General features: G+C 49.8%; 22 protein-coding genes and 1 other annotated feature (1 of these 23 only partly in view). Of the genes, 15 read left to right on the top strand and 7 right to left on the bottom strand.

The genetic code is table 11. The features are described 5' to 3' along the window. Positions 1–23, top strand: a sequence feature (Trp leader region); it begins 71 nt to the left of the window's first position. A gap of 23 nt (positions 24–46) precedes the next feature. The 8 genes from trpE to C3D30_RS12790 all read left to right on the top strand — a co-directional run bounded on the left by trpE (position 47) and on the right by C3D30_RS12790 (position 8,275). Further along, positions 47–1,609, top strand: coding sequence for an anthranilate synthase component I (gene trpE, locus C3D30_RS12825; RefSeq protein ID WP_105286952.1), 1,563 nt, complete (start codon positions 47–49; stop codon positions 1,607–1,609). Next, on the top strand, positions 1,609–3,204 hold the full coding sequence (trpD, locus tag C3D30_RS12820; RefSeq protein ID WP_016158394.1) for a bifunctional anthranilate synthase glutamate amidotransferase component TrpG/anthranilate phosphoribosyltransferase TrpD: 1,596 nt from the start codon (positions 1,609–1,611) through the stop codon (positions 3,202–3,204). The genes trpE and trpD overlap by 1 nt, the downstream gene beginning before the upstream one ends. After that, entirely contained in the window at positions 3,205–4,566 is a 1,362-nt protein-coding gene (gene trpCF, locus C3D30_RS12815) for a bifunctional indole-3-glycerol-phosphate synthase TrpC/phosphoribosylanthranilate isomerase TrpF (protein WP_176242091.1), read from the top strand. Between the two features lie 11 nt (positions 4,567–4,577). After that, complete coding sequence (gene trpB / locus C3D30_RS12810; protein ID WP_105286951.1) at positions 4,578–5,771, top strand: tryptophan synthase subunit beta; 1,194 nt, start codon at positions 4,578–4,580, stop codon at positions 5,769–5,771. Beyond that, a complete protein-coding gene (gene trpA / locus C3D30_RS12805) occupies positions 5,771–6,577 on the top strand; it encodes a tryptophan synthase subunit alpha (protein WP_105286950.1) in 807 nt (268 codons plus the stop codon). Before trpB ends, trpA begins: the two co-directional genes overlap by 1 nt. Positions 6,578–6,957: 380 nt before the next feature. Further along, positions 6,958–7,137 carry a con-10 family general stress protein gene (locus tag C3D30_RS12800; protein ID WP_000807651.1) on the top strand — a complete coding sequence of 60 codons (180 nt, stop codon included), beginning with the start codon at positions 6,958–6,960 and terminating at the stop codon, positions 7,135–7,137. Between the two features lie 85 nt (positions 7,138–7,222). Beyond that, complete coding sequence (locus C3D30_RS12795; protein ID WP_001056502.1) at positions 7,223–7,723, top strand: YciE/YciF ferroxidase family protein; 501 nt, start codon at positions 7,223–7,225, stop codon at positions 7,721–7,723. A gap of 45 nt (positions 7,724–7,768) precedes the next feature. Next, a complete protein-coding gene (locus C3D30_RS12790) occupies positions 7,769–8,275 on the top strand; it encodes a ferritin-like domain-containing protein (RefSeq protein ID WP_001079483.1) in 507 nt (168 codons plus the stop codon). A 58-nt stretch (positions 8,276–8,333) separates the two neighbouring features. Here C3D30_RS12790 and ompW read toward each other — a convergent pair whose 3' ends face one another. Further along, a complete protein-coding gene (ompW, locus tag C3D30_RS12785; RefSeq protein WP_000737249.1) occupies positions 8,334–8,972 on the bottom strand; it encodes an outer membrane protein OmpW in 639 nt (212 codons plus the stop codon). Between the two features lie 354 nt (positions 8,973–9,326). On the opposite strand from ompW, the gene C3D30_RS12780 reads away from it, so the two are divergent. The 3 genes from C3D30_RS12780 (at position 9,327) to yciA (ending at position 11,142) form a co-directional block, all read left to right on the top strand. Further along, positions 9,327–10,070, top strand: a complete 744-nt coding sequence (locus C3D30_RS12780; protein ID WP_000028527.1) for a YciC family protein — start codon at positions 9,327–9,329, stop codon at positions 10,068–10,070. A gap of 29 nt (positions 10,071–10,099) precedes the next feature. Beyond that, entirely contained in the window at positions 10,100–10,639 is a 540-nt protein-coding gene (locus C3D30_RS12775) for a septation protein A (protein WP_000808667.1), read from the top strand. A 104-nt stretch (positions 10,640–10,743) separates the two neighbouring features. Further along, entirely contained in the window at positions 10,744–11,142 is a 399-nt protein-coding gene (yciA, locus tag C3D30_RS12770; protein ID WP_000108155.1) for an acyl-CoA thioester hydrolase YciA, read from the top strand. Positions 11,143–11,181: 39 nt separating this feature from the next. On the opposite strand, the gene tonB is transcribed toward yciA, so the two are convergent. After that, a complete protein-coding gene (tonB, locus tag C3D30_RS12765) occupies positions 11,182–11,901 on the bottom strand; it encodes a TonB system transport protein TonB (protein WP_105285543.1) in 720 nt (239 codons plus the stop codon). 223 nt (positions 11,902–12,124) lie between these two features. Here tonB and C3D30_RS12760 point away from each other — a divergent pair, with 223 nt between their 5' ends. Then, positions 12,125–12,421 (top strand): YciI family protein, encoded by a 297-nt coding sequence (locus C3D30_RS12760; RefSeq protein WP_000967596.1) that lies wholly within the window; start codon positions 12,125–12,127, stop codon positions 12,419–12,421. A gap of 300 nt (positions 12,422–12,721) precedes the next feature. Further along, complete coding sequence (kch, locus tag C3D30_RS12755; protein WP_010350461.1) at positions 12,722–13,969, top strand: voltage-gated potassium channel protein; 1,248 nt, start codon at positions 12,722–12,724, stop codon at positions 13,967–13,969. Positions 13,970–14,022: 53 nt separating this feature from the next. Here kch and C3D30_RS20360 read toward each other — a convergent pair whose 3' ends face one another. After that, positions 14,023–14,196 carry a YciY family protein gene (locus C3D30_RS20360; RefSeq protein WP_001309467.1) on the bottom strand — a complete coding sequence of 58 codons (174 nt, stop codon included), beginning with the start codon at positions 14,194–14,196 and terminating at the stop codon, positions 14,023–14,025. A gap of 142 nt (positions 14,197–14,338) precedes the next feature. On the opposite strand from C3D30_RS20360, the gene cls reads away from it, so the two are divergent. Both cls and C3D30_RS12740 read left to right on the top strand, forming a co-directional pair. Further along, positions 14,339–15,799 (top strand): cardiolipin synthase, encoded by a 1,461-nt coding sequence (gene cls / locus C3D30_RS12745; protein ID WP_000214525.1) that lies wholly within the window; start codon positions 14,339–14,341, stop codon positions 15,797–15,799. A 34-nt stretch (positions 15,800–15,833) separates the two neighbouring features. Beyond that, positions 15,834–16,163 (top strand): HI1450 family dsDNA-mimic protein, encoded by a 330-nt coding sequence (locus C3D30_RS12740; RefSeq protein WP_000366958.1) that lies wholly within the window; start codon positions 15,834–15,836, stop codon positions 16,161–16,163. 51 nt (positions 16,164–16,214) lie between these two features. Here the strand turns inward: C3D30_RS12740 and oppF are convergent, their stop codons facing one another. Genes oppF through oppB form a run of 4 tightly spaced genes read right to left on the bottom strand, consistent with a single transcriptional unit; the run spans position 16,215 to position 20,084 of the window. Next, a complete protein-coding gene (gene oppF, locus C3D30_RS12735; RefSeq protein ID WP_000994883.1) occupies positions 16,215–17,219 on the bottom strand; it encodes a murein tripeptide/oligopeptide ABC transporter ATP-binding protein OppF in 1,005 nt (334 codons plus the stop codon). Beyond that, positions 17,216–18,229 (bottom strand): murein tripeptide/oligopeptide ABC transporter ATP-binding protein OppD, encoded by a 1,014-nt coding sequence (gene oppD, locus C3D30_RS12730; protein ID WP_000110935.1) that lies wholly within the window; start codon positions 18,227–18,229, stop codon positions 17,216–17,218. Before oppD ends, oppF begins: the two co-directional genes overlap by 4 nt. Before the next feature lie 11 nt (positions 18,230–18,240). Then, positions 18,241–19,149 carry an oligopeptide ABC transporter permease OppC gene (gene oppC / locus C3D30_RS12725; RefSeq protein WP_000979659.1) on the bottom strand — a complete coding sequence of 303 codons (909 nt, stop codon included), beginning with the start codon at positions 19,147–19,149 and terminating at the stop codon, positions 18,241–18,243. Between the two features lie 14 nt (positions 19,150–19,163). Further along, positions 19,164–20,084, bottom strand: a complete 921-nt coding sequence (gene oppB, locus C3D30_RS12720; RefSeq protein ID WP_000911117.1) for an oligopeptide ABC transporter permease OppB — start codon at positions 20,082–20,084, stop codon at positions 19,164–19,166. Positions 20,085–20,106 lie beyond the last annotated feature (22 nt).

Raw genomic sequence — 20,106 nt, 5'->3', positions numbered from 1 at the left:
GCCTAATGAGCGGGCTTTTTTTTGAACAAAATTAACGAGAATAACAATGCAAACACAAAAACCGACTCTCGAACTGTTAACCTGCGAAGGTGCTTATCTCGACAATCCAACCGCACTTTTTCACCAGTTGTGTGGGGATCGTCCCGCAACGCTGCTGCTGGAATCCGCAGATATCGACAGCAAAGATGATTTAAAAAGCCTGCTGTTGGTGGACAGTGCGCTGCGCATTACAGCTTTAGGTGACACTGTCACAATCCAGTCGCTTTCCGGCAATGGTGAAGCCCTGCTGACACTACTGGATAACGCCCTGCCTGCGGGTGTGGAAAATGAACAATCACCAAACTGCCGTGTGCTGCGCTTCCCCCCTGTCAGTTCACTGCTGGATGAAGACGCTCGCTTATGCTCCCTTTCTGTTTTTGACGCTTTCCGCTTATTGCAGGATCTGCTGGATGTGCCAAAGGAAGAACGAGAAGCAATGTTCTTCGGCGGCCTGTTCTCTTATGACCTTGTGGCGGGGTTTGAAGATTTACCGCAATTGTCAGCGGAAAATAACTGCCCTGATTTCTGTTTTTATCTCGCTGAAACGCTGATGGTGATTGACCATCAGAAGAAAAGTACCCGTATTCAGGCCAGCCTGTTTGCTCCAAATGAAGAAGAAAAACAGCGCCTCACCGCACGCCTTGCTGAACTTCGCCAACAGCTAACCGAAACCGCACCGCCGCTACCGGTGGTTTCTGTGCCGCATATGCGTTGTGAGTGTAATCAAAGTGATGAAGAGTTCGGCGGTGTCGTGCGTTCGTTGCAAAAAGCGATTCGCGCCGGAGAGATTTTCCAGGTCGTACCCTCTCGCCGTTTCTCACTACCCTGCCCGTCACCGCTGGCGGCCTATTACGTGCTGAAAAAGAGTAATCCCAGCCCGTACATGTTTTTTATGCAGGATAATGATTTCACCCTGTTTGGCGCGTCGCCGGAAAGTTCGCTCAAGTATGACGCCACCAGCCGCCAGATTGAAATCTACCCGATTGCAGGAACACGCCCACGAGGTCGTCGCGCCGATGGTTCACTGGACAGAGACCTCGACAGCCGCATTGAACTGGAGATGCGTACCGACCATAAAGAGCTTTCGGAACATCTGATGTTGGTGGATCTCGCTCGTAATGATCTGGCACGCATTTGCACCCCCGGCAGCCGCTACGTTGCCGACCTCACCAAAGTTGACCGTTACTCTTACGTGATGCATCTCGTCTCCCGCGTTGTCGGTGAATTGCGTCACGATCTCGACGCTCTGCACGCTTACCGCGCCTGTATGAATATGGGCACATTAAGCGGTGCGCCGAAAGTGCGTGCCATGCAGTTAATTGCCGAAGCAGAAGGTCGTCGACGCGGCAGTTACGGCGGCGCGGTAGGCTATTTCACCGCACACGGCGATCTCGACACCTGCATTGTGATCCGCTCGGCGCTGGTGGAAAACGGCGTCGCCACCGTGCAAGCCGGTGCTGGCGTGGTTCTTGATTCTGTTCCGCAGTCGGAAGCCGACGAAACCCGTAATAAAGCCCGCGCTGTACTGCGCGCTATCGCCACCGCGCATCATGCACAGGAGACTTTCTGATGGCTGACATTCTGCTGCTCGATAATATCGACTCTTTTACTTACAACCTGGCAGATCAGTTGCGCAGCAATGGTCATAACGTGGTGATTTACCGCAACCATATTCCGGCGCAGACCTTAATTGAACGCCTGGCGACGATGAGCAATCCGGTGCTGATGCTTTCTCCTGGCCCTGGTGTGCCAAGCGAAGCCGGTTGTATGCCGGAACTGCTTACCCGTCTGCGCGGCAAGCTGCCGATTATTGGCATTTGCCTCGGTCATCAGGCGATTGTCGAAGCCTATGGGGGGTATGTCGGACAAGCGGGCGAAATTTTGCACGGTAAAGCGTCGAGCATTGAACATGACGGTCAGGCGATGTTTGCCGGGTTAACAAACCCACTGCCGGTGGCGCGTTATCACTCGCTGGTTGGCAGTAACATTCCGGCCGGTTTAACCATCAATGCCCATTTTAATGGCATGGTAATGGCGGTTCGTCATGATGCGGATCGCGTTTGCGGATTCCAGTTCCATCCGGAATCCATTCTCACCACTCAGGGCGCTCGCCTGCTGGAACAAACGCTGGCCTGGGCGCAGCAAAAGCTGGAACCCACCAACACGCTGCAACCGATTCTGGAAAAACTGTATCAGGCGCAGACGCTTAGCCAGCAGGAAAGCCACCAGCTTTTTTCAGCGGTGGTGCGTGGCGAACTGAAACCGGAACAACTGGCAGCGGCGCTGGTGAGCATGAAAATTCGCGGCGAGCACCCGAACGAAATCGCCGGAGCAGCAACTGCGCTTCTGGAAAACGCTGCGCCGTTCCCGCGCCCGGATTATCTGTTTGCCGATATCGTCGGCACCGGCGGTGACGGCAGCAACAGTATCAACATTTCTACCGCCAGTGCTTTTGTTGCAGCAGCCTGTGGCCTGAAAGTGGCGAAACACGGCAACCGCAGTGTCTCCAGTAAATCGGGTTCGTCGGATCTGCTGGCAGCGTTTGGTATCAACCTGGATATGAATGCCGATAAATCGCGCCAGGCGCTGGACGAGTTAGGCGTTTGCTTCCTCTTCGCACCGAAATATCACACTGGATTCCGCCATGCGATGCCAGTTCGTCAGCAACTAAAAACCCGCACTCTGTTCAACGTGCTGGGGCCATTGATTAACCCGGCGCATCCGCCGCTGGCGTTAATTGGTGTTTATAGTCCGGAACTGGTACTGCCGATTGCCGAAACCTTGCGCGTGCTGGGGTATCAACGCGCGGCGGTGGTGCACAGCGGCGGGATGGATGAAGTTTCATTACACGCGCCGACAATCGTTGCAGAGCTTCATGACGGCGAAATTAAGAGCTATCAGTTGACCGCAGAAGATTTTGGCCTGACTCCCTACCACCAGGAACAACTGGCAGGCGGAACGCCGGAAGAAAACCGTGACATTTTAACACGTTTGTTACAAGGTAAAGGCGACGCCGCCCATGAGGCAGCCGTCGCGGCGAATGTCGCCATGTTAATGCGCCTGCATGGCCAGGAAGATCTGCAAGCCAATGCGCAAACCGTTCTTGAGGTACTGCGCAGTGGTTCCGCTTACGACAGAGTCACCGCACTGGCGGCACGAGGGTAAATGATGCAAACCGTTTTAGCGAAAATCGTCGCAGACAAGGCGATTTGGATAGAAGCCCGCAAACAGCAGCAACCGCTGGCCAGTTTTCAGAATGAGGTTCAGCCGAGCACGCGACATTTTTATGATGCGCTACAGGGTGCACGTACCGCATTTATTCTGGAATGCAAGAAAGCGTCGCCGTCAAAAGGCGTGATCCGTGATGATTTCGATCCGGCACGCATTGCCTCGATTTATAAGCATTACGCTTCGGCAATTTCGGTGCTGACTGATGAGAAATATTTCCAGGGGAGCTTTGATTTCCTCCCCATCGTCAGCCAAATCGCGCCCCAGCCGATTTTATGTAAAGACTTTATTATCGACCCTTACCAGATTTATCTGGCGCGCTATTACCAGGCCGATGCCTGTTTATTAATGCTTTCAGTACTTGACGACGAACAGTATCGCCAGCTCGCTGCTGTCGCCCATAGTCTGGGGATGGGTGTGCTGACCGAAGTCAGTAATGAAGAGGAATTGGAGCGCGCCATTGCGCTGGGGGCAAAAGTCGTTGGCATCAACAACCGCGATCTGCGTGATTTGTCGATTGATCTCAACCGCACGCGCGAGCTTGCGCCGAAACTGGGGCACAACGTGACGGTGATCAGCGAGTCGGGTATCAACACTTACGCGCAAGTACGCGAGTTAAGCCACTTTTCTAATGGTTTTTTGATTGGCTCGGCGCTGATGGCGCACGACGATCTAAACGCCGCCGTGCGTCGGGTACTACTGGGCGAGAATAAAGTGTGTGGCCTGACTCGCCCACAAGATGCCAGAGCAGCTTATGACGCAGGCGCGATTTACGGCGGATTGATTTTTGTTGCGACATCGCCGCGCTGCGTCAGCGTTGAACAGGCGCAAGAAGTAATGACTGCGGCACCACTACAGTATGTCGGCGTGTTCCGTAACCACGACCTTACCGATGTGCTAGCAAAAGCGAATACCTTATCGCTGGCAGCAGTACAACTGCATGGCAATGAAGACCAGCAGTATATCGACGCACTGCGTGATGCTCTGCCAGCAAACGTTGCCATCTGGAAAGCATTGAGCGTTGGAGAAACCCTGCCCGCGCGCGATTTTCAGCACATTGATAAATATGTTTTCGACAACGGTCAGGGCGGGAGCGGGCAACGTTTCGACTGGTCACTGTTAAATGGTCAATCGCTTGGCAACGTCCTGCTGGCGGGGGGCTTAGGCGCAGATAACTGCGTGGAAGCGGCACAAACCGGCTGCGCCGGACTTGATTTTAATTCTGCTGTAGAGTCGCAACCGGGCATCAAAGACGCACGTCTTTTGGCCTCGGTCTTTCAGACACTGCGCGCATATTAAGGAAAGGAACAATGACAACATTACTTAACCCCTATTTTGGTGAGTTTGGCGGCATGTACGTGCCACAAATCCTGATGCCTGCCCTGCGCCAGCTGGAAGAGGCCTTCGTCAGCGCGCAAAAGGATCCTGAATTTCAGGCTCAGTTCAACGATCTGCTGAAAAACTATGCCGGACGTCCGACCGCGCTGACTAAATGCCAGAACATTACGGCGGGCACTAAAACCACTCTGTACCTGAAGCGCGAAGATTTATTGCACGGCGGCGCACATAAAACCAACCAGGTGCTGGGTCAGGCGTTGCTGGCGAAGCGGATGGGTAAAACCGAAATCATCGCCGAAACCGGTGCCGGTCAGCATGGCGTGGCGTCTGCCCTTGCCAGCGCCCTGCTCGGCCTGAAATGCCGCATTTATATGGGAGCCAAAGACGTTGAACGCCAGTCGCCCAACGTTTTTCGTATGCGCTTAATGGGTGCGGAAGTGCTCCCGGTGCATAGCGGTTCCGCGACGCTGAAAGATGCCTGTAACGAGGCGCTGCGCGACTGGTCAGGCAGTTATGAAACCGCGCACTATATGCTGGGCACCGCAGCTGGCCCGCATCCTTACCCGACCATTGTGCGTGAGTTTCAGCGGATGATTGGCGAAGAAACGAAAGCGCAAATTCTGGAAAGAGAAGGTCGCCTGCCGGATGCCGTTATCGCCTGCGTTGGCGGCGGTTCTAATGCCATCGGTATGTTTGCTGATTTCATCAACGAAACCGACGTCGGCCTGATTGGCGTGGAGCCTGGCGGTCACGGTATCGAAACCGGCGAGCACGGCGCACCGTTAAAACATGGTCGCGTGGGCATCTATTTCGGTATGAAAGCGCCGATGATGCAGACCGAAGACGGGCAGATTGAAGAATCTTACTCCATCTCCGCCGGACTGGATTTCCCGTCCGTCGGCCCGCAACATGCGTATCTCAACAGCATTGGACGCGCAGATTACGTGTCAATTACCGATGATGAAGCACTGGAAGCCTTTAAAACGCTGTGCTTGCATGAAGGGATTATTCCGGCGCTGGAATCCTCCCATGCCCTGGCTCATGCGCTGAAAATGATGCGCGAAAATCCGGAAAAAGAGCAGCTGCTGGTGGTTAACCTTTCCGGTCGCGGCGATAAAGACATCTTCACCGTTCACGATATTTTGAAAGCACGAGGGGAAATCTGATGGAACGCTATGAAACTCTGTTTGCCCAGTTGAAGGAGCGCAAAGAAGGCGCATTTGTTCCTTTCGTGACTCTCGGTGACCCTGGCATTGAGCAGTCGCTGAAAATTATCGATACACTAATTGAAGCTGGTGCTGACGCGCTGGAGTTAGGCATCCCCTTCTCCGATCCACTCGCGGATGGCCCGACCATTCAAAACGCGACTCTGCGTGCTTTTGCGGCAGGAGTGACCCCGGCGCAGTGCTTTGAGATGCTGGCACTGATTCGCCAGAAGCACCCGACCATTCCCATCGGCCTTTTGATGTATGCCAACCTGGTGTTTAACAAAGGCATTGATGAGTTTTATGCCCAGTGCGAGAAAGTCGGTGTCGATTCGGTTCTGGTTGCCGATGTGCCCGTGGAAGAGTCTGCGCCCTTCCGTCAGGCCGCGTTGCGCCATAATGTCGCACCTATCTTTATCTGCCCGCCGAATGCGGATGATGATTTGCTGCGCCAGATTGCCTCTTACGGTCGTGGTTACACCTATTTACTGTCGCGAGCAGGCGTGACCGGAGCTGAAAAACGCGCCGCGTTACCCCTCAATCATCTGGTCGCGAAGCTGAAAGAGTACAACGCTGCGCCTCCGTTACAAGGGTTTGGTATTTCTGCCCCGGAACAGGTAAAAGCAGCGATTGATGCAGGAGCTGCGGGCGCGATTTCTGGTTCGGCAATTGTTAAAATCATCGAGCAACATATTAATGAGCCAGAGAAAATGCTGGTAGCATTGAAAGCTTTTGTACAACCGATGAAAGCGGCAACACGCAGTTAATCCCACAGCCGTCAGTTCTGCTGACGGCATTTTGTATTCCTTTAACGAAGCCAGAAAAATCTTAATTTTATTTATTATTTGCCTTTTTACCGTTTCGCTTAACCCTAACATACGTCAACTTACGTCATTTTTCCGCCCAACAGTAATATAATCAAACAAATTAATCCCGCAACATAACGCCAGTAAAATCAATAATTTTTCCTAACTCACTTATTCCTCAGGCAATTGTTAATATATCCAGAAGTTTCCTCAAAATATATTTCCCATCCTCCTTCTTGTCACACTTAATTTGACTAATTCTCATTAGCGGCTAATTTTAATGAGTGTCGACACACAACACTCATATTAATGAAACAATGCAACGCAACGGGAGAAATAACATGGCCGAACATCGTGGTGGTTCAGGAAATTTCGCCGAAGACCGTGAGAAGGCATCCGACGCAGGTCGTAAAGGCGGTCAGCACAGCGGCGGTAATTTTAAAAATGATCCGCAACGCGCATCCGAAGCGGGTAAAAAAGGCGGTCAACAAAGCGGTGGTAATAAATCAGGAAAATCCTGATCCACCGTTAATTATTAATATCAGCTGATAAAGATAATTGCATCTGCGAGCCTTCTGGCTCGCAGTGATTTCACTGGAGAAAAATATGAATATGAAGACCATTGAAGATGTATTTATTCACCTGCTTTCAGACACCTACAGCGCAGAAAAACAGTTAACTCGCGCGCTGGCAAAACTTTCCAGAGCGACATCTAACGAAAAATTAAGCCAGGCCTTTCATGCGCACCTTGAGGAAACTCATGGACAGATAGAACGTATTGATCAAGTCGTAGAATCCGAATCAAATCTTAAAATTAAACGCATGAAGTGTGTAGCAATGGAAGGACTCATTGAAGAAGCTAATGAGGTCATCGAAAGCACCGAGAAAAACGAAGTGCGTGATGCCGCACTGATTGCCGCCGCACAGAAAGTCGAGCACTATGAGATTGCCAGTTACGGGACATTAGCGACGCTGGCTGAACAGTTAGGTTATCGTAAAGCAGCGAAGCTTCTTAAAGAAACCCTGGAAGAAGAAAAGGCTACCGATATCAAACTGACTGATCTGGCCCTTAATAACGTAAATAAGAAAGCCGAAAATAAAGCCTGAAATATGAACTTAAACTTTCAGTAATTTTATAAAGAGGACATTTTCATGAATCGTATTGAACATTATCATGACTGGCTACGTGACGCCCATGCAATGGAAAAGCAAGCAGAATCTATGCTTGAATCCATGGCCAGCCGCATAGATAATTATCCTGATTTACGCGCACGTATTGAACAACATCTTAGCGAAACTAAAAACCAGATTGTTCAACTGGAAACTATTCTTGACCGTAATGACATTTCGCGCTCAGTCATTAAAGATTCGATGAGTAAAATGGCGGCGCTTGGGCAGTCTATTGGTGGTATTTTCCCTTCTGATGAAATTGTAAAAGGTTCAATTAGCGGCTATGTCTTCGAGCAATTTGAAATCGCCTGCTATACCTCACTATTAGCTGCGGCAAAAAATGCCGGTGATACAGCCTCTATTCCGGTCATCGAAGCGATTTTAAATGAGGAAAAGCAGATGGCCGACTGGCTGATTCAGCATATTCCGCAAACAACTGAGAAATTTTTAATTCGCTCTGAAGCTGATGGCGTAGAAGCGAAGAAATAATACCCTTTATGCCATGTCCTTATTGACCCCGTAATTACGGGGTCATTTTTGCGGGGAATTAAAAGCGATAACCTGCTGAGAACATAAACACCCACGGATCGAGGCGTACACTGTCGTGTTGCTGTGCACCGCCCAACTTATAATTTGCGGTAGTATCGATATCCATATACCAGACTGACATGTTAACCAACCAGTCACGGTTAATCAGATAATCAACCCCCACCTGCCCGGCAGCTCCCCAGGAATCTTTCAGACTGAGATCGGAAAGCCCGGCCTCTTTGCCATGATCGTTAAATCCATTATCAAAGAACGTGGTGTAGTTAATACCGGCACCAACGTAAGGACGGAATTTGCTGCTGGCATCACCAAAATACCACTGCGCCATCAGTGTTGGCGGCAGATGATGGACTGTTGCAATATCACCGGTCGCGCGAGTACCAATTTTATGGCGGAAAGGCGTCGCTGCCAGTAATTCAACACCGATATTGTCAGTCGCCATATACGTAAACGTCAGGCCCAACTGAGTGTTATTAGTCACACTAAACCCACCCAAACTTCCTAATGTACCACCAGCGCCTTCTGTCGGACGCACAGTCGCAGAACCTGCACGCATAAAAAACTCGCCTGCTTCATGCGCAAAGGCCGTGCCAGAGAGAAGAGTTGTTACTGCCAAAGCCGCCACTGTTAATTTTTTCATATCCGCTCCGTCGTTATGGTTATAAAAACGTGACAAATATACCTACATTGGGGTAACAAATGATTCTACACAGATCACACTACATTCTCTAAATCACCATTTATTGATCTGGATTAATTTAGAAGTTGTATCAAAAATCCTGGTTAACGTGATTTAAATCAATTTTTATATATTTTCGCTGCGCAAATATTAACGCGCTCGCCACTTGCTCCTGTCTGCACACATAAATGCCAACAATTACCTCCGCTTTACAAAGATATGCTTTTCCATACATGACCTGATGCTGCCACTGAGAGGCTAACCAGGGTACAATTGCCCGCTAATTAACACCTGCATAAAACTCAAGGAGAGTGCATGTCTATCACGGCGCAGTCCGTATACCGTGACACCGGAAATTTCTTCCGTAATCAATTTATGACCATTCTGTTGGTATCGTTGCTTTGTGCATTTATCACAGTGGTGTTAGGACATGTTTTCTCACCCAGTGACGCTCAACTTGCGCAGCTCAATGACGGTGTACCCGTTAGTGGCGGCGGTGGGTTGTTCGACCTGGTACAAAATATGTCCCCGGAACAACAGCAGATTTTGCTGCGTGCGTCTGCCGCTTCTACCTTTTCAGGATTAATCGGTAACGCCATTCTTGCGGGCGGCGTATTATTAATGATCCAGCTAGTGTCCGCCGGTCAGCGGGTCAGCGCATTACGGGCAATTGGCGCGAGCGCTCCGGTATTACCGAAGCTATTCTTGCTAATCCTCCTGACGACATTGATTGTGCAAATAGGCATCATGCTGGTGGTCGTTCCTGGTATCATCATGGCCATCCTGCTGGCGTTGGCTCCCGTGATGCTGGTCCAGGATAAAATGGGCATTTTCGCCTCCATGCGCAGCAGTATGCGGCTGACATGGGCGAATATGCGTCTGGTGGCACCTGCGGTATTGAGCTGGTTACTGGCAAAAACTCTGTTGTTGCTGTTTGCCTCTTCGTTTGCCGCATTAACCCCAGAAATTGGCGCTGTACTGGCGAACACCTTGAGCAACCTGATTTCAGCCGTATTGCTCATCTATCTGTTCCGTCTGTACATGTTGATTCGCCAATAACCCTAAGCATTTGATTACGGAATCGTAAAATGAAGCAGTTTCTTGATTTTCTACCGCTGGTTGTCTTCTTCGCGTTCTATAAGATTTATGACATCTATGCGGCAACTGCGGCGCTGATCGTCGCCACAGCGATTGTGCTTATTTATAGCTGGGTTCGCTTTCGTAAGGTTGAGAAGATGGCCCTGATCACCTTTGTTCTGGTGGTCGTCTTCGGCGGTCTGACGCTTTTCTTCCACAATGATGAGTTTATTAAATGGAAGGTCACCGTTATTTACGCACTGTTTGCCGGTGCCTTGTTGGTTAGCCAATGGGTAATGAAAAAGCCGCTGATTCAACGTATGTTGGGTAAAGAGCTTACCCTGCCGCAGCCAGTATGGTCGAAGTTGAATCTGGCCTGGGCAGTCTTTTTTATCCTTTGCGGGCTGGCAAACATCTATATCGCTTTCTGGCTGCCACAAAATATTTGGGTCAACTTCAAAGTGTTCGGTCTGACCGCCCTCACCTTAATCTTCACGCTGTTAAGCGGTATCTATATCTACCGCCACATGCCACAGGAAGATAAATCATAACCAGACAGCCAGTCCTTCGGGGCTGGCGCTGTATCTCCTCTGTTCTCCTCAGGAAAATCATAGTAGCATCGCGCCTGTGATTTTCCTTTTTAGTCGGTTTTACCATGTCAACAACACATAACGTCCCCCAGGGCGATCTGGTTTTACGAACTTTAGCCATGCCTGCCGATACCAATGCCAATGGCGATATTTTTGGTGGTTGGTTGATGTCGCAGATGGATATTGGTGGTGCCATTCTGGCAAAAGAAATTGCACACGGTCGCGTAGTGACCGTTCGCGTGGAAGGCATGACTTTTCTGCGACCTGTAGCAGTCGGTGATGTGGTGTGCTGCTATGCGCGCTGTGTCAAGAAAGGGACAACATCTGTCAGCATTAATATTGAAGTGTGGGTGAAAAAGGTAGCGTCTGAACCACTTGGGCAACGCTATAAAGCGACGGAAGCATTATTTAAGTATGTCGCGGTTGATCCTGAAGGAAAGCCTCGCGCCTTACCTGTCGAGTAATAGTCAAAAGCCTCCGGTCGGAGGCTTTTGACTTTTTGCTTACTGAATTTCGGTGGTGCCGTTAATTTTAAACAGAATATTTACCACAATCCCACTTCCTGGCTTACCCGACTCGTAGCGCCATCTACGCATCGCGTTTTTCACTTCGCGCTCAAACATGTTCGCGGGTTTGGCAGAAAGAATTTGTACGTTATCCACGCGACCATCCGGTGTAACGTCAAACTTAACTTTAACCTGCCCTTCAATGCGCAATGCCTGCGCGCGCGCTGGATACTGCGGCTGATTACGGCTTAATGCGCGTGGTCCTGAAGCCACACTTGTAACCGGCTTGCTAGTTGCAGCCGTTGCCGTACTTGATGTCGGGCGTGCGGGTGCCGTATTTTCAAACGGTGATGCCGGACGCGACTCCGCTGGTTTAACATCGCGCTTTGGCTGTTCCTGCACCTTTTTCACTGGCTTCGGTTTTGGCTTAGGTTTCGGCTTCGGCTTTTCAATGACCACCGGCGCTTCTTTTGGCGGTTCTGGTAATGGTTCAGGTTCCGGCTCTGGCTCCGCCACCGGCTCTGGTGGCGGTTGAACAGCTTGTGGCGGTTCAAGATCGGCTGGCGCAACCATGGTGACAGAAATCGGCTGCGCGGGCGCAGGTAGTTCAATAACCTGATGTACCGAGGTATAGAGTAGACCCGCCACGACAGCACCGTGAATGCAGACTGAAAGTAACGTCGGCCAGGGGAAGCGGCGAGGTAAATCAAGGGTCATTGAAGTCATAATCATTTCAGTAGAAAAACCAGGCCTCGATTTTAAATGCAAATAGCAATCATATTCAATAACGCAAAACGATCAGGATCAGTGAAAACGCAATTTTTGGCGTAATTAGCCTGACTTTATCCAGACTCTTAACAAAGACATCATCTTTCCGTTGCAGATCTTCGCCCTTTCAAATAACGTACTTTACAACTTTTCCGAACAAGGAGTTGTGCCCGTGTTGTATGTAATTTACGCTCAAGACAAAGCCGATAGTCTCGAAAAACGCCTTTCCGTTCGTCCGGCACATTTAGCGCGTTTGCAGTTACTGCATGATGAAGGTCGTTTGCTGACTGCGGGACCAATGCCAGCAGTTGATAGCAATGATCCTGGTGCCGCTGGTTTTACCGGTTCGACGGTGATTGCTGAATTTGAATCTCTGGAAGCAGCGCAAGCCTGGGCCGATGCCGATCCTTACGTGGCGGCCGGAGTGTATGAACAAGTTTCAGTAAAGCCCTTTAAGAAAGTATTCTGAATAGAGGCTCCACATCTTAGAACACGGTTTTAGCAACCGTGTTCTTATTTGGCCTTTCCTTGTAGGTATGCCATCGCAGCCACCATCACAAACAGATAATAACTTTATCTGTATTTCTTTATACGATGTCAGCATATTCAGGAAAAATGCCCCTCCCGGACAAGGTATTGCTCAATCAAATCCTTTGATTACTGCGGATAAAGTCATCTACTATTGTTTAACATATTCACGCGTCGCATGTATGTGCACATTATGTACGCGTAGAGATAATTAAACAAAATTGTGGTTACAGAGGTATCAGTGAGTCACTGGGCTACATTCAGGCAAACAGCAGTAAATTTATGGGTGACCCTGCGGCACGATATTATCGCGCTAGCCGTCTTTTTAAATGGATTGCTTATTTTTAAAACAATCTATGGCATGTCGGTCAATCTGCTCGATATCTTCCATATCCAGGCGTTTTCGGAACTTGATCTCTCCTTGCTGGCCAATGCGCCGCTGTTTATGCTCGGCGTCTTTCTTGTTCTGAATTCGATCGGCTTGTTATTTCGGGCAAAACTGGCATGGGCAATCAGTATTATTTTGTTGTTAATAACACTGATTTACACCCTTCATTTTTATCCCTGGCTGAAATTCAGCATCGGTTTTTGCATCTTTACGCTGGTAATTTTACTGGTGCTGCGCAAAGACTTCTCACACAGTAGTGCCGCAGCCGGGACAATTTTTGCTTTTATTAGTTTTACGACGTTACTGTTTTACTCCACCTACGGCGCGCTGTATTTAAGCGAGGGTTTCAATCCGCGAATAGAGAGCCTGATGACCGCCTTCTATTTTTCGATAGAAACTATGTCAACCGTGGGCTATGGCGATATCGTCCCCGTTTCTGAATCGGCACGCCTGTTTACTATTTCCGTCATTATTTCTGGCATTACCGTTTTCGCCACCTCCATGACCTCTATTTTTGGTCCCCTTATCCGAGGAGGATTCAATAAACTTGTGAAAGGAAACAAGCATACGATGAATCGTAAAGATCACTTTATTGTTTGCGGTCACTCCATTCTGGCAATCAACACGATTCTACAACTGAATCAACGCGGACAAAACGTAACTGTTATCAGTAACTTGCCAGAAGATGACATCAAACAACTTGAGCAACGCTTAGGCGACAATGCTGATGTTATTCCCGGTGACAGCAATGACAGTTCGGTATTAAAGAAAGCGGGAATTGATCACTGTCGAGCTATTCTGGCACTCAGTGATAACGATGCAGATAACGCTTTTGTCGTCCTGTCAGCCAAAGATATGAGCAAAGATGTCAAAACGGTGCTTGCGGTCAGTGATAGCAAAAACCTGAACAAAATTAAAATGGTACATCCGGACATCATTCTTTCGCCGCAGCTTTTTGGCAGCGAAATTCTGGCGCGGGTTTTAAATGGTGAAGAGATTAATAATGATATGCTCGTCTCAATGTTGCTGAACTCCGGGCATGGTATTTTCAGCGATGACGATGAAACGAAAACTGGCAGTAATGAATCGGCACAAAAATAGATTATAAAGGCCGAAGGCAAACTTATCGGGCACCGCGATGGTGCCCGTAACATTCAGATATTGTAGATCGCAAACAATAACGAGTTACGCTGTTTGTTTAGAATGCACTTCCTGATGCTGTGGATACGCATATTTCGGCGAGACTGCCCCTCAAGCCAACGCGATTTACGCCGGCTAGCCTGACGCTGCATACGCCAGCGTCCCACTTCCGTTCTACTCCGCTTCATGTTAACTACTCTATGCAATAACAGAGCGGTCATTATACCCTCGCCCCCGACGCTGACCAGTGCTTTTCCCGCGTTTTTATTTGCCAGATGAATCCATATGCGTAAACTCATAACAATGCGCTTTCAAAAGGATTTCTAATCTATGACAACCGTTTATACGTTGGTGAGTTGGTTGGCCATTCTGGGATACTGGTTGCTCATTGCAGGCGTAACATTACGCATTCTGATGAAACGACGTGCAGTTCCCTCCGCCATGGCCTGGCTGTTGATCATTTATATTCTGCCGCTGGTCGGAATTATTGCCTATCTTGCAGTCGGCGAACTCCACTTAGGTAAACGCCGTGCCGAACGCGCCAGAGCGATGTGGCCTTCTACCGCTAAATGGCTTAACGATCTTAAAGCCTGTAAACATATCTTCGCGGAAGAAAACAGCAGTGTCGCCGGGCCGTTATTCAAGCTCTGCGAGCGTCGTCAGGGGATCGCCGGGGTCAAAGGAAATCAGCTACAACTGATGACCGAATCTGATGATGTAATGCAGGCGTTAATCCGCGACATCCAGCTCGCCCGGCATAATATTGAGATGGTGTTTTATATCTGGCAACCCGGCGGTATGGCGGATCAGGTAGCTGAGTCATTGATGGCAGCAGCCCGACGCGGTATTCATTGCCGACTGATGCTCGATTCCGCCGGTAGCGTCGCGTTCTTCCGCAGTCCGTGGCCAGAACTGATGCGTAATGCAGGTATCGAAGTGGTCGAGTCCCTAAAAGTTAATCTGATGCGCGTATTTTTACGCCGTATGGATCTGCGCCAGCACCGCAAGATGATCATGATCGATAACTACATTGCCTATACCGGCAGCATGAACATGGTCGATCCGCGCTTCTTCAAACAGGATGCAGGTGTAGGACAATGGATTGACCTGATGGCGCGTATGGAAGGTCCTATTGCTACCGCAATGGGGATTATTTATTCCTGTGACTGGGAGATTGAAACTGGAAAACGCATTCTGCCACCACCGCCAGACGTCAATATTATGCCGTTTGAGCAGGCCAGCGGCCATACGATCCATACCATTGCTTCTGGCCCCGGTTTCCCGGAAGACCTGATTCACCAGGCCCTGCTCACCGCTGCATATTCGGCGCGCGAATATTTAATTATGACGACGCCCTACTTCGTGCCCAGCGATGATTTGCTTCACGCTATTTGCACGGCAGCGCAACGTGGTGTTGATGTCAGTATTATCCTGCCACGTAAAAATGACTCAATGCTGGTTGGCTGGGCCAGCCGCGCGTTCTTTACTGAACTACTGGCTGCAGGGGTTAAAATTTATCAGTTTGAAGGCGGATTACTGCATACCAAGAGCGTGCTGGTCGATGGCGAGTTAAGTCTGGTGGGCACCGTTAACCTCGATATGCGTAGTCTTTGGCTGAACTTTGAAATCACGCTGGCGATCGACGATAAAGGTTTTGGTGCTGACCTCGCCGCCGTTCAGGACGATTATATTTCGCGTTCACGTTTACTTGATGCGCGATTGTGGGCGAAACGACCACTCTGGCAGCGCGTTGCCGAGCGACTGTTTTACTTCTTCAGCCCGTTGCTGTAAAACGTGGCCAACAGATGTTAAACGGGTAGTGACTATGGATATGGATTTAAACAATCGCCTGACTGAAGATGAAACACTTGAACAGGCCTATGATATTTTTCTCGAACTGGCCGCAGATAATCTCGATCCGGCTGATGTCCTGCTGTTCAATCTTCAGTTTGAAGAGCGCGGCGGTGCGGAGTTATTCGACCCGGCAGAAGACTGGCAGGAGCATGTTGATTTCGACTTGAATCCGGACTTTTTTGCCGAAGTGGTGATTGGCCTGGCGGACAGTGAAGATGGTGAAATCAACGATATTTTCGCCCGTATCCTGTTATGCCGCGAAAAAGATCACAAACTTTGCCATATTATCTGGCGAGAATAAATAATCGCTTTTGGCGTGATAAAGGGCTGACAGTTGTCAGCCCTTTTTGTTTTAAAGCGGATCGACTTTCAGGCAAGAAACGGCATGTCTGAAACTCCCCTCCAGCACAGGTCGCGTTTTGGCACACTCAGGACCGGCAATCGGGCAGCGGGTACGGAAAACACAACCAGAAGGTGGGTTGATCGGCGACGGTAATTCCCCTTCCAGTAACTGAATAGATTTATTCTTTTCCAGATCCGGGTCAGGAATGGGCACTGCCGACATCAATGCTTTGGTATAAGGATGCAGCGGATTATGGTAGACCTCATCATACGTCCCCAGTTCTACCGCATGTCCGAGATACATCACCAGCACGCGATCGGAAATGTGTTTTACCACTGCCAGATCGTGGGCGATAAAGATTAATGACAATCCCATCTCACGTTGCAACTGCTGGAGCAGGTTGACTACCTGCGCCTGAATTGACACGTCCAGCGCCGACACCGGCTCATCGCAGATAATCAGCTTCGGTTCAAGAATAAGTGCACGAGCAATCCCGATACGCTGACACTGCCCGCCGGAGAACTCATGCGGATAGCGGTTAATCAGATTGGGTAGCAAGCCAACTTTCATCATCATCGCCTTCACGCGCTCACGAACTTCCTGACGTGACATTTTCGGATGATAGGTGCGCAGCGGTTCTGCGATGATCTCGCCGATGGTCATACGTGGATTCAGCGACGCCAGCGGATCCTGAAAAATCATCTGGATATCACTACGAACGGCACGCCATTCATCGGGCTTCATCCCCAACAACTCTTTGCCTAACCAGGCAACACGACCGTCAGTAGCCTTGACCAAACCGATGATGGCACGAGCAAAGGTGGACTTACCGCATCCCGATTCCCCTACCACACCTAATGTTTCCCCTTCATACAGGCGAAGCGTGACACCATCGACCGCTTTCAGCGTTTTTGCCGGTTGCCAGAACCACTGTTTGCCATCTTTGATCTCAAAGTGCACTTTCAGGTCAGCGATTTCGAGGAGGACTTTTCTTCCTTCGGTTACAGCATTCATAACAGCTCCTCCACCGGTTTAAAGCAGGCACGCAGACGACCAGGCGTAAACTCTTCCAGCGGCGGCGCACTACTACAAATTTCCATCGCATACGGACAACGTGGCTGGAACGGGCAACCTTTCGGTAATCGTAGTAGGTTTGGCGGATTACCCGGGATGGTCAACATGGTTTCACCTTCCGCATCAAGGCGCGGCACCGCATTCAGCAAACCGATAGAATAAGGATGAACGGGTTGATAAAAGACATCGCGCGCATTGCCATATTCCATCGTGCGCCCGGCGTACATCACCAGCACTTTGTCACAGATCCCCGCCACGACACCAAGATCGTGAGTGATCATAATGATGGCGGTATTAAATTCCCGCTTCAGTTCATTCAATAGCGTCATGATCTGCGCCTGTACGGTCACGTCCAGCGCGGTTGTCGGCTCATCGGCAATCAGCAGTTTAGGCCGACACAGCAACGCCATCGCAATCATGACGCGCTGACGCATCCCACCAGAAAATTCATGCGGGAACATCTTCATGCGCTTACGCGCTTCTGGCATTTTTACTGCATCAAGCATCCGCACCGACTCTTCAAACGCTTCAGCCTTGCTCATGCTTTTATGCAGCATCAGCACTTCCATCAACTGCTCACCGACGCGCATATAAGGATTTAATGAGGTCATCGGATCCTGAAAAATCATCGAGATTTGTTCAGCGCGCAGTTTGTTGAGTTCTCGCTCTGGAAGATTGAGGATTTCTCGCCCATTGAACGTTGCCGAGCCGCCAATATGTCCGTTGGCAGCCAGCAGCCCCATTAAGGCAAACGCGGTTTGCGATTTACCCGAGCCAGATTCACCAACGATACCCAGAGTTTCCCCGGCACGCAGGGAAAAATTCAAATCATTGACCGCCGTGACGTCGCCATCCGGGGTACTAAAGGTGACACGCAAATCTTTCACGTTCAGCAGTGCGTCAGCCTGTTGTTGTGCGAGCGGCACAGTTGCAGTTTCAATTACGCTCATGGCTGCACTCCTTAACGATCTTTCGGGTCGAGGGCATCACGCAAGCCATCGCCGATAAAGTTGAAACAAAACAGCGTCACCACGAGAAATCCCGCAGGGAACAGCAGTAACCACGGAGAGACCTCCATTGAGTTCGCGCCATCACTCAGCAATGCGCCCCAGCTGCTTAACGGCTCTTGTGTACCCAGCCCCAGGAAGCTTAAAAAGGATTCAAAGAGGATCATGCTGGGCACCAGTAGCGATGCGTAGACCACCACCACGCCGAGCACGTTGGGCACAATATGGCGAATTACAATGCCGGGCGTAGATACACCGCCAACTTGTGCCGCCTCAATAAACTCTTTGCGCTTCAGACTCAGGGTTTGCCCACGCACAATACGCGCCATATCCAGCCAGGAAACCATGCCAATCGCCACGAAAATCAGCAGGATGTTTTGGCCGAAAAAGGTCACCAGCAAAATGACGAAGAACATGAATGGGAAGGAGTTGAGGATTTCCAGCAGACGCATCATTACCGAATCCACTTTGCCGCCAAGATAACCGGAAAGTGAACCATAAAGTGTACCTACGACCACTGCCACCAGCGCCGCAGCGACACCGACCATGAGTGAGATTCGTCCGCCAATCGCAACGCGCACCAGCAGGTCGCGACCAGATGAGTCAGTACCGAAGTAGTGACCAGATTCCATATCCGGGGCGCTGGACATCATTGCCCAGTCGGTATCGTCATAAGCAAATTGCGAAAGCATCGGTGCCAGGATAACAAACAGCGCAATCAGCACCAGTACAATCAGACTGGCGACCGCCGCACGGTTATGCATAAAACGTCGGCGTGCGTCCTGCCACAAGCTGCGCCCTTCGACCTCCAGCTTTTCACTGAAATTTTCCAGCGTCTCGCTGTTTTTCTTACTTAACATCATCGCGAGCTCCAGTATCAGTAACGGATTTTCGGGTCGATAACCGCATATAGCACATCGACAATGGCATTAAACAAAATGGTTAATGCACCAACCAGAATGGTCAGGCTTAATACCAATGAATAGTCACGGTTCAACGCACCATTCACAAACAATTGCCCGATCCCTGGTAAACCATAAATGGTTTCGATAACCATAGAACCGGTAATAATGCCGACAAATGCGGGCCCCATATATGAGAGTACGGGTAACAGAGCAGGTTTTAATGCGTGGCGAAGGATGATCCTGCGCATAGGTAAACCTTTCGCGCGGGCAGTACGAATAAAGTTGGAATGTAAAACTTCAATCATCGAACCACGGGTAATACGCGCAATACTGGCGATATAGGCAAGAGACAACGCCACCATCGGCAGTATCATGAATTTCAGCGCCCCGCCATTCCAGCCACCGCCTGGTAGCCAATGCAATATGATCGCAAATATCATGACTAATAACGGCGCAACCACAAAACTGGGGATAACTACCCCGGTCATTGCCAGCCCCATCACGGTATAGTCCCATTTGGTGTTTTGTTTTAATGCGGCAATAACGCCAGCACTAACACCCAGCACTACCGCAAGTATAAACGCGGCTGCCCCCAATTTTGCAGAAACAGGGAAGCTGGATGCGACCAGGTCATTGACCGAATAATCTTTATATTTAAAAGACGGACCGAAATCACCATGCGCCAGTTGTTTCAGGTAGCTGAAATACTGTGTCATGATCGGATCATTAAGATGATATTTCGCTTCGATATTGGCCATCACTTCTGGCGGTAATGTACGTTCGCCGGTAAAAGGACTTCCCGGCGCAAGGCGCATCATAAAGAACGAAATAGTAATAAGAATAAATAGCGTCGGAATCGCTTCCAGACAGCGACGTAGAATAAATTTTAACATTGCCCTACCTTCTGGCCTGTGC

This window comes from Escherichia sp. MOD1-EC5433, assembly GCF_002966005.1.
Lineage (GTDB): Bacteria > Pseudomonadota > Gammaproteobacteria > Enterobacterales > Enterobacteriaceae > Escherichia > Escherichia ruysiae.
This window is presented reverse-complemented; position numbering and strand designations above follow the sequence as displayed.

Bases quoted from the DNA above. Each gene is read 5' to 3' on its own strand.
- C3D30_RS12775 (WP_000808667.1), top strand. From the start codon at position 10,100: ATGAAGCAGTTTCTTGATTTTCTACCGCTGGTTGTCTTCTTCGCGTTC.
- trpE (WP_105286952.1), top strand. From the start codon at position 47: ATGCAAACACAAAAACCGACTCTCGAACTGTTAACCTGCGAAGGTGCT.
- C3D30_RS12740 (WP_000366958.1), top strand. From the start codon at position 15,834: ATGGATATGGATTTAAACAATCGCCTGACTGAAGATGAAACACTTGAA.
- yciA (WP_000108155.1), top strand. From the start codon at position 10,744: ATGTCAACAACACATAACGTCCCCCAGGGCGATCTGGTTTTACGAACT.
- C3D30_RS12800 (WP_000807651.1), top strand. From the start codon at position 6,958: ATGGCCGAACATCGTGGTGGTTCAGGAAATTTCGCCGAAGACCGTGAG.
- C3D30_RS12795 (WP_001056502.1), top strand. From the start codon at position 7,223: ATGAATATGAAGACCATTGAAGATGTATTTATTCACCTGCTTTCAGAC.
- oppB (WP_000911117.1), bottom strand. From the start codon at position 20,084: ATGTTAAAATTTATTCTACGTCGCTGTCTGGAAGCGATTCCGACGCTA.
- C3D30_RS12790 (WP_001079483.1), top strand. From the start codon at position 7,769: ATGAATCGTATTGAACATTATCATGACTGGCTACGTGACGCCCATGCA.
- ompW (WP_000737249.1), bottom strand. From the start codon at position 8,972: ATGAAAAAATTAACAGTGGCGGCTTTGGCAGTAACAACTCTTCTCTCT.
- trpD (WP_016158394.1), top strand. From the start codon at position 1,609: ATGGCTGACATTCTGCTGCTCGATAATATCGACTCTTTTACTTACAAC.
- C3D30_RS12780 (WP_000028527.1), top strand. From the start codon at position 9,327: ATGTCTATCACGGCGCAGTCCGTATACCGTGACACCGGAAATTTCTTC.
- oppF (WP_000994883.1), bottom strand. From the start codon at position 17,219: ATGAATGCTGTAACCGAAGGAAGAAAAGTCCTCCTCGAAATCGCTGAC.
- trpB (WP_105286951.1), top strand. From the start codon at position 4,578: ATGACAACATTACTTAACCCCTATTTTGGTGAGTTTGGCGGCATGTAC.
- oppC (WP_000979659.1), bottom strand. From the start codon at position 19,149: ATGATGTTAAGTAAGAAAAACAGCGAGACGCTGGAAAATTTCAGTGAA.
- C3D30_RS20360 (WP_001309467.1), bottom strand. From the start codon at position 14,196: ATGAAGCGGAGTAGAACGGAAGTGGGACGCTGGCGTATGCAGCGTCAG.
- tonB (WP_105285543.1), bottom strand. From the start codon at position 11,901: ATGACCCTTGATTTACCTCGCCGCTTCCCCTGGCCGACGTTACTTTCA.
- cls (WP_000214525.1), top strand. From the start codon at position 14,339: ATGACAACCGTTTATACGTTGGTGAGTTGGTTGGCCATTCTGGGATAC.
- trpCF (WP_176242091.1), top strand. From the start codon at position 3,205: ATGATGCAAACCGTTTTAGCGAAAATCGTCGCAGACAAGGCGATTTGG.
- trpA (WP_105286950.1), top strand. From the start codon at position 5,771: ATGGAACGCTATGAAACTCTGTTTGCCCAGTTGAAGGAGCGCAAAGAA.
- oppD (WP_000110935.1), bottom strand. From the start codon at position 18,229: ATGAGCGTAATTGAAACTGCAACTGTGCCGCTCGCACAACAACAGGCT.